Below are 13,905 nucleotides of genomic sequence, written 5' to 3'. Positions count from 1 at the left end.
ACCCTAGCGAGTCGGCGCTGCCGGGTGGTGGACAAACGCGAAACCCTGCCCGAGCGGACAGGGGCGGGCACCACGCACACCGCCCGAGCCTGTAACGGGCTCGGGCGGTGCGGTGTTCGAGGACTACAGGCGCGCAGGCTCACGCGTCGCGGCGGACGTGGTCTTCGCTCCGGTCGAGCCGCGCCGCGCGAGGAGCAGGTAGAGGGGTCCGGTCACCACGAGTCCGGCCACCCAGGACAGGTCGGCGCCGCCGAGGAACGCGGACACCGGGCCCGTGTAGAGGGATGTGGCCATGAACGGAATCTGGACGACGATGCCGAGCAGGTAGGCGGTGATTGCCGTCCAGTTGAAGCGGCCGTAGACGCCGCCGTCGAAGCGGAAGATCGACTCGAGGTCGTAGACGCCCTTGTGGATGATGTAGAAGTCGATGAGGTTGATCGCTGTCCACGGCACCAGGACCACCAGGAGGACGACCACCAGATCGACGAAGTGCGAGACGAAGTCGGCCGACAGTGCGATGGCGACGACGGACGCCGCGACGAGGATGATCGTCGAGAGGATGATGCGGCCGCGGGCGGTCGGAATCCAGTGGGCGCGGAACGTCTGGACCGACGTGATGATGGCGAGGACGGCGCCGTACAGGTTCAGCGCGTTGTGGCTGATGACGCTGAGCAGGAACAGCACCAGCATGATGCTGCCGAGGCTTCCCGTCGTCGCCTTGACGCCGTCCATGGTGCCCATGCCGATCGGTGCGGAGAGCGTGACGACCGCGCCGAACGCGAAGGCGAGGAACGAGCCGAGGGTGCAGCCGAGGTAGGTCGCCCAGAACGTCGACGGCACGCCGACGTCCTTGGGGAGGTACCGCGAGTAGTCGGACACGTAGGGTGCGAACGCGATCTGCCAGAGCGCGCCGAGTGACACGGTGGCCAGCCAGCCGGCGAAGTTGAAGTCGCCCCGCGTGAGGAAGTCCGACGGCAGGTCGCCGGTGAGGATGGCGAAGAAGCCCACCAGGATTCCGATTCCGAGGACCCAGGTTCCGATGCGGTTGAGGATGTGGATCAACCGGTAGCCGATGATGCAGATGACGGCGGAGCCGAGAGCGCCGGCCACGATCCCCACGTCCACGGGTATGCCGGTCACGATCCCGTGCATCGACTGGCCGGCGAGGACGATGTTCGACGAGAAGAAGCCGAGATACATGACGGCGGCGATCACCACGATGATGAGCGCCCCGAATGTGCCGAACTGGCCGCGGCTCTGGATCATCTGGGGGATCCCCATCTGGGGTCCCTGCGCCGAATGTAACGCCATCAGGGCGCCGCCGGCGAGATGTCCGACGACGAACGCGACGAGGCTCCACCACAGCGAGAGTCCGAACAGACTGGGGCCGAGGGCGCCGGTCACGATCGGGAGCGGGGCGAGGTTGCCGCCGAACCACAGCGTGAACAGATCGCGAACCTTGCCGTGGCGATCGGATTCCGGGACGAACCCGATGGTGTGCTTCTCCAGCATCGGGGCGACGTGGGTGTCGGGCATCAATCCTCCGAACGGCGCAAGTGCGCCACTTCTAGGTCGAGTAGTGGAGGCCACAATGGTCGGAGGCAGTGAATCTGTACAGAACAACTAACTGATGCGTTGCATCACTTCTTCTGATTCAGCAGGTCGGACTAGCCTGGGCCGATGCGCACCGTGGGAGTCGACCTGGCGGCCGAGCCGAAGAAGACGGCCCTGGCCGTGATCGACTGGTCCGGCGGTGTGGCCCGCGTCGAGTCCGTCCGGCTGGGAGCCGGGAACGACGCCGTCACCGAGGCCGTGCTGGCCTGCGACAGGACCGGTATCGATGCACCGTTCGGCTGGCCCGACGCGTTCGTCCGCATGGTGTCCGAGCATCACGCCGGCCGACTGTCCGCGACCAGCGGTCTCGCCAACCGCGAGGGGCGTCGACCGTTGACGAAGCGGCGCACCGACCTCGTGGTGCAGGCCGCGACGGGGATATCCCCGCTCAGTGTGTCGGCGGATCTCATTGCGCACGTCGCGTTGCGCTGCGCTGGAATTCTTGCGGAACTCGGCGACCTCGGCATCGACGTCGGACGCGTCGACGGCCGCGTGGTCGAGGTGTATCCGGCGGCCGCGCTGCGCACCTGGGGGCTGGTGTCGCGGGGATACAAGAGCGCTCAGAACCGGGTGACGCTGGGGGAGTTGGTCGACGCGCTCCTGGCGGCCGCGGACTGGTTGGAACTCGGTGTATTCCAGACGATCTGCCGCGAATCGGACGACGCCCTCGACGCCGTGCTGGCCGCCGTCGTCGCACGGGCCGCGGCCGTCGGCTGCACAGCACTACCCGAGGGCGACGACCGCGCCGTCGCCGAGCGGGAGGGGTGGATCCACGTGCCGACGGGAGACCTGCAGTCGTTGCGGCCCTAGCGGCGGGGCCGAAGGGATGCCGATTCCCGTCGTCGTCTGTTCGTCGGTGGCGGTTGCCTGTCACCGGATCGGGTTAAGGGTTTGTGCAGAGGTTCTTAAGCGGCCCACGGGATGGTCTTTCCAGGCAATCGCCTGCTGAATACCGAGCATCTCGCCGGTCACGAGACCAGCGCCCGAGAATCAAGGATCCATATGAACCACATTTCCAGTGCCACGAAGCCGGCGACGCGAGCGTCCAGCGTAGGGGCCGTCGCCAAGAAGGTCGCGGCGGGTGTCGCCCTCGCAGGGGCGGCATTGGCGTCAGCGCTGACGTTCAGCGCACCTGTCCACGCACAGAGTGCGGGGCCCCAGGCGATCTCCGCGAAGTCAGCCTGTTCTGTCGCGGGTGATCTGGACGGTGCCTTTACGGGATCATCACAAATGCTGGGATATCTGGAATGCGTCCTTCCTGAGATCGAGGGATGGATCGACCAGCAGTATCTGAACATGCCGCATCCATCGTCGTACCGATTTGTTCCTCGGGGCATGCGCGGGTCAACTCGGGCGGGGTGCCCATTCGACGAGAACGCCCTGCAATACTGCCTCGGTGATCAGGCGGTCTTCCTCGGCGAGGCTGCAGTCTGGCGGTTGTATCGGGGGATCGGAGACGCGGCGCCTGCGCTCGTCGTTGCACATGAGCTGACTCATCACTTCCAGAACCAGATCGGTATGCGGTCGGCGACCACGGCCAACGAGCAGATTCGGTACGAAAATCAGGCCGACTGCGGTGCGGGGGCATTCATGGCCTATGCCCGGCAGCAGGGATTGCTCGGCGGCAACGATGATGTCCGCGAGCTGGCCACTGCGCTCGTCGAGGTCGGAGAGTCGGAGGGTCCCCGTCAATCGCATGGCACGGTCGAGCAGCGATTGAAGTCGTTCTATCTCGCGTATTCCAGCTCGTTGCAGTCGCCTATGGTCGCGTGCAACGCGTTCGTTCCGGAAACGCCGATCATCGGGGTCAGCTAGTTGTAGTGCGCTGGCGGTGAGAGATTCCCGCCGACCCGCATCGCTCAATGACGACGGCGAAACCGCGGGCTGCCAATGCCAAAGGATCCCAGGATCCAATTCGCGAGGTTAGCGTGTGTTATGGGCACCTTGTGTCCCGGTAGCCGCGCTATTAACGTGGGATTTCAAGCTTCGATCAAGGACGTCCGACAGCGCGACCCCAGCGAGTGCGAAAGGCRGGGGCTGTCACCGACGCGGATGGCACAGAGACTCTCGGTCGCAGTGACTGTGTGTTCCGAGAACGAGGGAGCCCACCATGGTGGAGTCTGCGCAATCGAGGGCGGGCGCGCACTTCGGGCATTACCAACTGCGTCGTCTTCTCGGCCGCGGTGGGATGGGCGAGGTCTACGAGGCATATGACGAGGTCAAGGACCGCGTCGTAGCGCTGAAGCTACTCCCGGACGACTCTGCGGCGGACCCGGTGTTCCGAGAAAGGTTCCAACGTGAATCCCACGCCGCCGCCCGCCTCCAAGAGCCGCATGTGATACCCATCCACGACTACGGGGAGATTGATGGGACTCTGTTCATCGACATGCGGCTGGTCAAGGGAGCCGATCTCGGCGCACTGATCGAACAGCACGGTCCGCTCCCGCCCGGGCGGGCAGTGACCATCATCAGTCAGATCGCTTCCGCCGTCGACGCAGCGCACGATGACGGGCTCATTCACCGTGACATCAAACCTCCGAACATCCTCGTCACGAGGGACGACTTCGCTTATCTCGTGGACTTCGGAATCACGAAAGATGCTGGGGCGGAGAAGATTACTGCCGTCGGAATGACGATCGGAACCCTGGCGTATATGGCCCCTGAACGATTCCTCGAAGGCACCGTCACCACGAGCGTCGACATCTATTCTCTCACCTGTGTGTTGCACGAGAGCCTGACTGGATCGCAACCGTACCCTCACAGCAGTGACGGGGCCGTCATGAACAAACATCTGAACGGACCCATCCCACGTCCGAGCGCTATCCGCCCCGGGGTGTCCACCTCGTTCGACGCGGTTATCGCCAGGGGTATGGCGAAGGCACCAGAAGGCCGGTACCCCAGTGCGGGTGAGCTCGCAGTCGCCGCGCGCGCAGCCCTCACAGCCGCGGACCGAGCCCAACCCCACGCCGGTTCGCGTCGTGACAGCCCGCCATCGACGCTCTTCACCAATCAACGGCCTTCTCCTGCACCTGGAGTGCCGCAGCCGAATCCGGCGATTGCCCAGCCAACACAACGAGAGATCAACCCGAACCCGCCGGGTAGCAGCGGACCGCCGCCACCACCATTGTTCGGTCCGCCGATGCAGGGTCCTCCGCCGTCGCACCCCAACCGTCCGGCCCGCCGTCGCAGCGCGTGGTGGGCAGCTGCCGCCGCGGCGCTCGCCGCCCCGCTGGTCGTGGCGGGTCTGTGGTGGCTCATAGGAAGCGGCGACGAGTCCGGTACCGGCGGAACAACAGCAACCGGCGCCGCACCGTCTACTTGCATATCATTTCGTGGCGGTGGCTGCGTGAGCTCCCCACCGACACGGCCGCCGACCACGAGGCCGACGTCGAAACCATCAACGTCATTAGTGCCCATGCCTGGTCCCGCGTCGAGTGAGGCCGTACTGTTCGACCGCTTGCCCCAGGGATACAGCGACTCGAGTTGCAGTCCAGTCGAGTATTTCCCACCCGCGCTGACGGGTATGACCTGCGGTCCCACTCAAGGAGGCCCGACAACAACGAGAATGTTTCTCTACAAGAATGTCCCCGACGTGGAGTCCTCACTCCAAGATGTAGTAACGGGCAGCTCGCTGGTGCCCTGCCCAGGTGTGGGGCAGGGCCCGATCAACTGGTACCAACCGAACGATCCAACTCACACCGTGGTCGGACAGTACGCATGCGCGCAGACAGATGGCCACCCTCGCCTGATCTGGACAAATACGCACGAGCTGACCATGGGTATCGCAGACGGAACGGACCTCGGCAACCTCAACACATGGTGGAGCCAGAACCGATGACATCGCGGACATTGCCAACGGAAATCGCGGCTTACACCATCGTCGCCAGAGGGTGATCTGTTCCGTGGTATCACACTTGGCCCCGCGCCCGAGCCTCGAATTCAGCGTCCTCGGGCCCCTCGAGATGACCATCGATGGCACACCCCAGACCCTCGGTGGATCCAGGCAGCGCGCCGTGCTCGCCATGCTTCTGATCAATCGGAATCGCGCGCTGTCCGCGGACACCATCGCGGCCGCGGCGTGGGATGATCGGCCGCCGGCCGATACTCGCGGAAACATCCAGGTCCTCATCTCCCATCTGCGCAAGCTCTTGAAGACCGCCCAACTCGATGCCCGCGAGATCATCGTCACGACCCCACCCGGCTACCGGCTGTGTACGTCCGAGCCACAATGCGACGTGGACCGCTTCCATGCTCGTAAGAGACAAGCTTTCGACGCCGCGGCCGGCCGCCGATTCGCGGAGGCAAGCACTCACTTCTCTCACGCTCTCCAGGAATGGAGGGGAGAGGTACTCGATGATCTGCACGGCCTCCGATTCGCCGATACTTTCGCTACAGGCCTCGAGGAAGAGAAGATCGTAACCCTCACGGCACGCGCCGAATCCGAACTCGCGTGTGGTCGCACCGCGGCTGTTATCTCCGATCTCACTCCTCTTGTCGCCTCGAACCCGCTCAGAGAGCCGCTGTGGGCTCAGCTGATTGCTGCTCTGTACCTCGCCGGCCGGCAATCTGATGCCCTCGACGCCTGCAGGCGCCTGCGCTCCACGCTCGCCGACGAACTCGGCATCGATCCCAGCGCACCGTTGCAGGAACTCGAGGCCCGGATACTGCGGCAAGAATCGCTCGAAGTACAACGCCAGGCTTCCGCGACCGCCGCGGTCGCAATGACGATCATCGACGCTCATCCCCGCGCCGCGCGGGCCCAGCTACGGGACGCAACCGGCCGGGTCTTCACCATCGACGAGGGAGCCCTGCGTATCGGCAGGATGGATGACAACGATCTGACGCTAGCGGACGGGAAAGCCAGTCGTCACCATGCGCTGGTCGTCGACACCGGTGCTTCCTACTTGATCAGAGACCTGAAGTCGGCGAACGGAACCTACGTGGCGGGGGTTCGTGTATTCAACAGTGCCCCACTGTCCGATGGTGATGTGATACGAATCGGAGACAACGAGTTCACCTTCGAGAGATTGCGTGAGGCCGGTGGAATCGCAACGCAAAGCGGGAACAGTCGCCGGAGTGGTTCCGGCGACTAGGGAAGTGAGGCGCTCGGTCACGTCGTTCGGGACGGTGCCATCCGTAGCCCGGCTACTGCTGCTTCTCCAACCGCGCGCACGTCGTGCGGTACCCCTCGCCGTGTTCGACGTAGCAGTAGTCGAGTGTCTGCGGACTCACGAGCGAGAAGGAATAGACGCCTTCCGCATCGCCGCCCGCCATCAGCGACCCTCCAGGGTGAACGCGCCGACCAGGTCCTCGCGAACCTCGCCTTCGGGTGTGGACCAGCCCATGGATCCCTTGAAGGTGAGGCCGGTCTGTTCGGTGACCGTGAGGGTCGCGGTGCCCTCCCGGTAGCCCTCGGTGCTCGCGATGCGTTCGCGGTGGCCGGTCCACGTGCCCAGCAGCGACACGTCCTCGGTGCTGCTCGATTGTGCAAAGGCCACGGAATGATTTGAGGAACCGTCGTCGCTCGAGCAACCGGAGACCGTCACCGCGTGGTGCAGCCGGCCAGCATCGCCGCCGCACGAATCATTCCCCGTCTACCCTGGTTGGGTCGACACCGCGCACTCCCTCCGTGATAGAAAGGCGCCCGACCGCCCGGTACCGAAATTATCAAGACGTGGCCGGTCGGCGCGGCCGATCGAGTGTGTGGATTCCTGCGACTGCGCTGGTAGACCGACCGCGGCGACGCCCCCGGGCGAAACCTGGCAAATTGGACACCACACGCACCGTGCGTGGGCACACGAAGAAGGAGTCCAATGGCTTTCTGGGATCAGCTGAAGGCAAAGGCGTTCGAGATGAACGGCCAGCTCAAGACCAAGACGGCACAGTTCCAGAACAAGGAGTTCGCCAACGCCAGCATGGCCATGTGCGCCCTCATCGCCGCGGCGGACGGGACCATCGACCCGTCCGAGCGTCAGAAGACCGCGGCGCTGATCACCAGCAACGAGGCGCTGAGTGTGTTCCCGTCGGACGAGCTGAGTCAGAAGTTCGACTGGTACTGCAGCAAGCTGCAGTCCGATTTCGAGTTCGGCAAGATCGAGGCCACCGCGACCATCGCGAAGCTGAAGTCCAAGCAGGATCAGGCACGTGCCGTCATCCAGATCGGCATCGTCATCGGTGGCGCCGACGGCAACTTCGACCAGCACGAGCGAAACGTGGTGCGCGACGCCTGTTTCGCCGTCGGCATCGCCCCGGCGGAATTCGAACTCTGAGGTGATCGGTGACGCGCCCGGCGGKGGGCGCGTCACCGACGCTCAGTAGGCCGTGATGATCGGCGCCGGGTTCCACATGCCCGAACGCTGAATCCCGGTGGTGTCGATCTCCGCGGTCTTCGCGTCGGGGTCGAGCGGGGAGTACTGCTCCACTCCGCCCCAGTCACGGTCCCAGTCGTCCCGCAGATACGACGGTATGGTTCGGCTCGCCCGGGTCATCTCGATCCAGCCCAGGGGGCCTCCGCCGTACCGGTCCTGCCACAGGCTCGTCATGATCGCGCCGGGACGGTCGGGAAGGATCCGGTATTCGGGCGCCTCCGCGACCCCGGTGCGGTGGTCGAACGGTCGCTGGCACGGAAAGGCAAGTCCCACAGCCCAGTCGATCATCACAGGTGCGTCGGATCCGATCACGTCGTTCAGTGTCTGCGTCCGCGGAACACGCGGCGGTGTCACCGCCAGCCACTGCTGCGGATCACTGTCCGAATCCGATGCCACGAGTCGGATCACATCCGTATCGTCCGGCAGGGAATCGAGCGGAACGCGCAGATTTCGCCAGGACGGTGCCGGGCCGATGTCGATCGGCGTCACGCGTCCCGCCACCGCGACCGCGCCGTCCGGCCCCGTGGTGCCGTATTCCACCTCGAGGTTCTGGCCGTACGTGACGACGCCGTCCGCGTCGACGGAGTGGATGCGACCCGCCGCGGCGATGGAGATGATGTCGCCCGCCCCGGCGTCCGAGTCGGGATTCGGCAACCGGTACCAATCGGTGGTCAGTGACGCGTCGCCGTCGCTGCCGTCGCTGCCGAGGACCGGCGTGCGGTCGGGGTCGAGGCCGAACGGCAGGGCCACCGCGCTGCCGTTGACGCCCACCGCGCCGGCGCCGCCGCCGGTGCCCGCAGCATTGYTCGACGCCGTCTGCTCGGTGTTGTCGGTTGTGACGGAGTTGGCGACACCCGCATCCGACGATTCCTCGTCGGCACTGAGGTCGCCGGCGACGCCGTTCGGTGTGAAGCCGACGGTGCCGGTACCCGCCAGGGCGGTGGCGGCGTCGCCGGACAGCGGTTGCAGCAGCGACGCGTTCGGATCGGTTTCGAGCAGGACGTCGTTGGCGAGACCGCACGGTGCGCCGGTGACGGCGTCGACGTTGGAACGGGCGAGGGAGAACGCGGGATACTGCGCGACCGCGCCCTTCGCCATCGACAGCACCTCGAACAGCACCATCGCGGCGGCCGCCACCGTCAACGGCGGGATCGCCCACAACCGGCGTCGCCGCACGGCGTCGGTCCGGGTGTAGGGCTCGCGGAAGTAGCACCACGCCGCGATCAGCAGCATCACCAGCGTGGCGCCGAGGAGGATCGTGCCGGCGCCCAGGCCGGCGATCGACACCGGCTTGTCCCACCACGGGACGCTGTAACTGGACACGTACCACCACCCGTTGGTGCTGGTGAAACACATCGCCAGCAGGAACAGCACGGCGGCCGCGAACAGGGCGCGGTTGCGCGGCGAGCGCACCACGGCGGTGCTCACCGCCACGGACGCCAGGACGGCGAGCGACCCTGCGAGGCCGGCGTAGATGCCGAAGTGGTGYGTCCACTTGGTGGGCGTGAACATCATCAGCCCCATCGCGGCGAGCGTGATGCCGATGAGCCGCCGCGACGGTCCGGCCGCGGTCCCGGGGATCCGGCCGCCCTTGCGGAGCATCACGAAGACCGTCACGGCCAGGCTCAGCACCATCACGAACACGCCGAACCGGCGCGCCAGTGAACCGTCGACCGAGATGTTCAGCAGGTACTGGTAGCGGAGGTACTCGTCGAACCAGGGAACGTTGGGGCCGATCGCATGTACGTGCTGCATCTCCATGACGGCGGCGAGGGTCTGGTCGGCAAACACCGCCACCAGGATCACCGTCCCCGACGCGACGAGCGGCGCCAGCAAGGCGACGTACCCCACCGTCTTGGCCCGCGCGATCACGATCTGCAGGATCGGCCGGGCGCCCGCGACCAGGGCGCCGAAACAGATCAACCCGGACGGCCCCGCGGTCAGCGTCGCCGCACCGACCAGAATCGCCACCGCGGCGGGCAGCAGTCGCCGGGTCGCGACGGCACGTTCCACCGAGCACCACGTGAGCAGCACGCCCACCGCGACGATCGGCTCGGGCCGCAGACCGTTGTTGTACGGGAGCCAGAACGCGAGGAACACCAATCCGCCGGTCCACAGCGCGAGCCGGTTGCCCCGGACCGCGGCGCCGAGTCGCGGTGCGACCTCACGGCTGATCACCAGCCACGCGACGATACCGGCGAGCAGCGCGGGCAGACGCACGAACGGGCTCGCCGGTGTGATGTTCGCCAGCACCGCGAGGACGTCGTAATACGGAGACCCGAACGGCGCCTCCGGGACGCCGTACCAGCGGAAGTAATTGGCCATATAACCCGCCGCCTCGGACGTGCGGGCCATGTTGAACTGATAGCCGTCGTCGGAGGTGGAAGCGCCGATGAAATGCCACAGCACCAGCGTGCCGATGACGACGGCATCGACGGCCCCGAACGACCACCAGCGGGTGGGCAGGAATCGTCGTGCCCGGCGCCCGTCCACGTCGTCGAGACGGTGCAGCGCCACCAGCGCCAGAATCGTCGCGAGCGCGCCCACCACCACGGCGACGAACTTGAGGGTCGACGGCGTCGACGAGAAGCGGCTGTCGATCTCAGCGGTCACCTGCAGTCCGTCGGGCGCCGCACTGTCGAGGTCGCTGAAGATGCCCACCATCTGCGGGCGGAGGTCGCCGTCGACGACGGTCGGTGCGTCCTGGCCTGCCGCGCCGAAACCGGCGGTGGTCCGCGTGGAATCCGACGACACCACGAGCGCGCAGTCTGCGGGTAGCTGGTCCAGCGGCGATGACAGCAGCACCTTGTTCCGCAACAGCACCTCGACGCCGGCGGGACCGTCCGGGGTCGCGGGATTCACCCTGGCGACCAGTCCGTACCTCCCGGCGTCGGCGGCGCCCGCGGGGGCGGTGGAGGTCAGGATCCCGCCGCGGTCGGCGAGTTCGCCGACCGCCGAACAGGGGATCTGCACGTCGAGGCTCAGCGGCGCGTAGGTGACGAGCGGTGCCTCGACGCTTCCGGTGCTGCCGTTCTGCGGCCAGCTGAGGGTCGCGCTGTCCTGCTCGACCGGAAGGAACGGGAGCGACAACGTGAGCAGCACTCCGAAGACGGAGGCGATGATCGCGAGAAGGCGGGCGGAGCGGACCGACTGACCGAGGGGAGATGACTGGGGCGGGGTCCCGATCGGCGACTCGTCCGAGTCGTCTCTGGACACTTTCGCCGATTCCAGCCTGCTGTCAGTCACGACGTCGGATAGTACCCATCCGCGACAATTGTTAGCGAAGGCAAGGAACAGGTCCGGTTCGAGGGCCGGCCGCCCCGGTGGATCACATGTGGAAGTGCTTCAGGATCCGCGACCGGCGTTGCGGTCGGGTGAGGAGATGGTGGTGGTGCCGCGGACCGCGGCGGTGCTGAACCTCGGAATGCACTTCGCGGATGATCTCGAACATGTCTCCGCCTTCCTTCTACGCGAGTCGGTAGCCCGACGGTAGGTCGGGAACAGGGTGAGCCGATTCACCCGGGGCGGGTGAACCAGGTCACCCGATCACGGGCTGCACCGACAGCTGTTTCACGCCGGTCTGCGAACAGCCGGTGGTGGGGTAGGGGAGGAATACCGACCCGGTGTCGTCGGGTGGGTACACCCGGAATCCCGCGACCGGAGTGGGGCCACAGGTCTCGGCCGGATAGTTCTGCACCACCGTGGCACGCACCGCTGCGGTGGCCCGTGCGCCCGGGGCGACCGTCACCGGAGTCTCGGTTCCGCCGTCCCGCTCGGCCGCGGCACCTACCTGCGGACCGCCCTGGGACGCGACGTACGAGACCCCGGGGTATCCGTGGAGGACGCAGCTGCGGGTGCCGGTGTTGGTGAAGACGAGCGGGATCTCCTGAGATCCGGCGGCCCCGCTCGCCTGTCCGAGCGTCACCTGTAGTTCGCCGATCAGGCAGCGGTCGGGGTGCGGTGCGGTCGCCTCGGACGGTGCGGATCTCGTGACGGTGATGTCACGCGAGGGTTCGGCGGTCCCCGTCTCGTCCGTCGAGCCACAGGCCGAGGCGGTGAGCGCGGCGGCGATTCCGAGTACGCCGAGAAGGGCGCGTGCCGGTGACTGCGTGCGCATCTGATCGCTCCTCCTATTGATGTGCTGCCGTAGTCGATGGTCCGTGATCGGTGCCGTCCCGGTGTGTGGTTCGGGGAGATCGCATTCGCCCCTCGCCGGACGATTCCGGTCGTAGGCTGCGGGGCGGCAGGGGATCCGCAACACTTTCACTGGAGGCTGACCGATGAGCGAAGTTCTGGACCGGACCAAGATCTACATCGACGGATCCTGGGTCGATTCGCAGGGGACGGGCCGGATCGACGTGGTGAATCCGGCCACCGAGGACGTCATCGCGGTGGTCGCCGAGGGCACCGCCGACGACGTCGATCGCGCCGCGAAGGCCGCGCGAGCAGCCTTCCCCGCGTGGTCTGCGCTCAGCGGCAAGGAACGCGGCGAGTACCTCCGGAAGGCCGCTGCGCTGATCCAGGAGCGCCTCGACGACTTCACTGCCCTGGTGTCCCGCGACATGGGCATGCCGCTGGGATTCGCGAAGCCCATCCAGATCGGCATGCCGCTCGCGAACCTCGCCGCGTTCGCCGAACTGGCCGCCACCTATGACTTCGACGCCCACGAGGTGGGCAACTCGCTGATCGTGCGCGAGCCGATCGGTGTGGTCGGGGCGATCACCCCGTGGAATTTCCCGCTCCACCAGGTGGTGCTCAAGGTCGGCGGTGCTCTGGCCGCGGGGTGCACCGTGGTGCTCAAGCCGACCGAGGTGGCGCCGCTCGCCACGTACGCGCTCGCCGACGTCTTCGACGAAATCGGTCTGCCGGCAGGCGTGTTCAACCTCGTCAGCGGATTCGGGCCCGTCGTGGGCGAGGCGATCGCCGGCCATCCCGAGGTGGACATGGTCTCGTTCACCGGCTCCACCCGCGCGGGCAAGAGGGTCGCGGTGGTCGCGGCCGAGACGGTGAAGAAGGTGGCACTCGAGCTCGGCGGCAAGTCCGCCAACGTCATCCTCGACGACGCCGACCTGACGAAGGCGGTCACCGACGGAGTGGCCAAGTGTTTCCTCAACTCCGGTCAGACCTGCTCGGCGCTGACCCGGATGCTGGTCCCCGCGGGCAAGGTGGACGAGGCCGCCGCCATCGCGGCGCAGGTCGCGCAGAACTACTCGGTCGGCGATCCGACGGCCGCCACCTCGGTGCTGGGGCCGCTGGTGAACTCGAACCAGCTGAAGCGGGTGCGCGGCTACATCGAACAGGGCATCGCGGAAGGCGCGCACGCCGTACTCGACGGCCGGGAGACCGGCCAGGAATCCGGCTACTTCGTCGGCCCCACCGTGTTCTCCGGTGTCACCGAGGACATGACCATCGCCAAGGAGGAGATCTTCGGCCCCGTCCTGTCGATCATCGGATACCAGGACGAGGACGACGCCGTGCGGATCGCCAACGCGACGGAGTACGGCCTCGCCGCCGGCGTGTGGTCCGGTGACCAGGACCGGGCCGACCGCGTCGCGCGGCAGCTGCGCGCCGGCCAGGTCGAGGTGAACGGCGGCGCGTTCAACACCAACGCCCCGTTCGGCGGGTACAAGCAGTCGGGCATCGGCCGCGAGGCCGGCGTCCTCGGCTTCGAGGAGTTCCTCGAGATCAAGTCGATCCAGCGGTAGGCGGCTTCGCCGCCCGTGCGCCTTTTTGGTAGTCACTGCTAGGCGGGTTCAACCGGTCGTTGCAACGTCCCTGATGATGAGGGGTGTCGCAGATGGTGATGATCGGTCGACCGCCGGCTTCGGAGCGGGCGCGGTTGTTGTTCTGGCAGTGTCGCACGCAAGGCGCGACCGTGGTGGAGGCGGCGTGCGCCGCCGAGGTGACCGCGTCCACCGCGCGC

At 66.6% G+C, this 13,905-nt stretch carries 12 protein-coding genes; 6 read left to right on the top strand and 6 right to left on the bottom strand.

The genetic code is table 11. The features are described 5' to 3' along the window. Positions 1-123: 123 nt before the first annotated feature. Positions 124-1,536, bottom strand: coding sequence for a purine-cytosine permease family protein (locus AC1D1G_RS15110; protein ID WP_477952689.1), 1,413 nt, complete (start codon positions 1,534-1,536; stop codon positions 124-126). Positions 1,537-1,680: 144 nt separating this feature from the next. On the opposite strand from AC1D1G_RS15110, the gene AC1D1G_RS15105 reads away from it, so the two are divergent. From AC1D1G_RS15105 to AC1D1G_RS15090, 4 genes are all read left to right on the top strand, one after another. Beyond that, the gene (locus AC1D1G_RS15105) at positions 1,681-2,424 is read left to right on the top strand and encodes a DUF429 domain-containing protein (RefSeq protein WP_477952688.1); all 744 of its coding nucleotides are present in this window, start codon (positions 1,681-1,683) and stop codon (positions 2,422-2,424) included. A 192-nt stretch (positions 2,425-2,616) separates the two neighbouring features. Next, complete coding sequence (locus tag AC1D1G_RS15100) at positions 2,617-3,429, top strand: neutral zinc metallopeptidase (RefSeq protein WP_477952687.1); 813 nt, start codon at positions 2,617-2,619, stop codon at positions 3,427-3,429. Between the two features lie 295 nt (positions 3,430-3,724). Next, positions 3,725-5,452, top strand: a complete 1,728-nt coding sequence (locus AC1D1G_RS15095) for a serine/threonine-protein kinase (RefSeq protein WP_317568460.1) — start codon at positions 3,725-3,727, stop codon at positions 5,450-5,452. Positions 5,453-5,528: 76 nt separating this feature from the next. Then, positions 5,529-6,707, top strand: a complete 1,179-nt coding sequence (locus AC1D1G_RS15090) for a BTAD domain-containing putative transcriptional regulator (RefSeq protein WP_477952685.1) — start codon at positions 5,529-5,531, stop codon at positions 6,705-6,707. Between the two features lie 52 nt (positions 6,708-6,759). Here AC1D1G_RS15090 and AC1D1G_RS15085 read toward each other — a convergent pair whose 3' ends face one another. Both AC1D1G_RS15085 and AC1D1G_RS15080 read right to left on the bottom strand, forming a co-directional pair. Continuing rightward, a complete protein-coding gene (locus AC1D1G_RS15085) occupies positions 6,760-6,888 on the bottom strand; it encodes a hypothetical protein (protein ID WP_317568461.1) in 129 nt (42 codons plus the stop codon). After that, positions 6,888-7,112: a hypothetical protein gene (locus tag AC1D1G_RS15080; protein ID WP_317568462.1), complete on the bottom strand. Its 225-nt coding sequence runs from the start codon at positions 7,110-7,112 to the stop codon at positions 6,888-6,890. The genes AC1D1G_RS15085 and AC1D1G_RS15080 overlap by 1 nt, the downstream gene beginning before the upstream one ends. Positions 7,113-7,427: 315 nt before the next feature. Here AC1D1G_RS15080 and AC1D1G_RS15075 point away from each other — a divergent pair, with 315 nt between their 5' ends. Then, positions 7,428-7,883, top strand: a complete 456-nt coding sequence (locus AC1D1G_RS15075; RefSeq protein ID WP_005254018.1) for a tellurite resistance TerB family protein — start codon at positions 7,428-7,430, stop codon at positions 7,881-7,883. Positions 7,884-7,925: 42 nt separating this feature from the next. Here AC1D1G_RS15075 and AC1D1G_RS15070 read toward each other — a convergent pair whose 3' ends face one another. The 3 genes from AC1D1G_RS15070 to AC1D1G_RS15060 all read right to left on the bottom strand — a co-directional run bounded on the left by AC1D1G_RS15070 (position 7,926) and on the right by AC1D1G_RS15060 (position 12,099). Beyond that, positions 7,926-11,198 carry an arabinosyltransferase domain-containing protein gene (locus AC1D1G_RS15070; RefSeq protein WP_477952684.1) on the bottom strand — a complete coding sequence of 1,091 codons (3,273 nt, stop codon included), beginning with the start codon at positions 11,196-11,198 and terminating at the stop codon, positions 7,926-7,928. Between the two features lie 112 nt (positions 11,199-11,310). Then, positions 11,311-11,433, bottom strand: a complete 123-nt coding sequence (locus AC1D1G_RS15065; protein ID WP_283331192.1) for a hypothetical protein — start codon at positions 11,431-11,433, stop codon at positions 11,311-11,313. Between the two features lie 87 nt (positions 11,434-11,520). Continuing rightward, a complete protein-coding gene (locus AC1D1G_RS15060) occupies positions 11,521-12,099 on the bottom strand; it encodes a DUF4232 domain-containing protein (protein ID WP_477952683.1) in 579 nt (192 codons plus the stop codon). A gap of 163 nt (positions 12,100-12,262) precedes the next feature. Here AC1D1G_RS15060 and AC1D1G_RS15055 point away from each other — a divergent pair, with 163 nt between their 5' ends. Next, entirely contained in the window at positions 12,263-13,687 is a 1,425-nt protein-coding gene (locus tag AC1D1G_RS15055; protein WP_283331194.1) for an aldehyde dehydrogenase family protein, read from the top strand. Positions 13,688-13,905 lie beyond the last annotated feature (218 nt).

This window comes from Rhodococcus sp. P3_B8 (assembly GCF_056402775.1).
Note: the sequence above shows the minus strand (reverse complement) of the source record. Positions and strands in the feature narration are given on the sequence as shown.

What these genes read in the sequence shown, in the direction of transcription:
- AC1D1G_RS15060 (WP_477952683.1), bottom strand. Translation starts at nt 12,099, where the DNA reads ATGCGCACGCAGTCACCGGCACGCGCCCTTCTCGGCGTACTCGGAATC.
- AC1D1G_RS15110 (WP_477952689.1), bottom strand. Translation starts at nt 1,536, where the DNA reads ATGCCCGACACCCACGTCGCCCCGATGCTGGAGAAGCACACCATCGGG.
- AC1D1G_RS15085 (WP_317568461.1), bottom strand. Translation starts at nt 6,888, where the DNA reads ATGGCGGGCGGCGATGCGGAAGGCGTCTATTCCTTCTCGCTCGTGAGT.
- AC1D1G_RS15100 (WP_477952687.1), top strand. Translation starts at nt 2,617, where the DNA reads ATGAACCACATTTCCAGTGCCACGAAGCCGGCGACGCGAGCGTCCAGC.
- AC1D1G_RS15065 (WP_283331192.1), bottom strand. Translation starts at nt 11,433, where the DNA reads ATGTTCGAGATCATCCGCGAAGTGCATTCCGAGGTTCAGCACCGCCGC.
- AC1D1G_RS15105 (WP_477952688.1), top strand. Translation starts at nt 1,681, where the DNA reads ATGCGCACCGTGGGAGTCGACCTGGCGGCCGAGCCGAAGAAGACGGCC.
- AC1D1G_RS15055 (WP_283331194.1), top strand. Translation starts at nt 12,263, where the DNA reads ATGAGCGAAGTTCTGGACCGGACCAAGATCTACATCGACGGATCCTGG.
- AC1D1G_RS15075 (WP_005254018.1), top strand. Translation starts at nt 7,428, where the DNA reads ATGGCTTTCTGGGATCAGCTGAAGGCAAAGGCGTTCGAGATGAACGGC.
- AC1D1G_RS15095 (WP_317568460.1), top strand. Translation starts at nt 3,725, where the DNA reads ATGGTGGAGTCTGCGCAATCGAGGGCGGGCGCGCACTTCGGGCATTAC.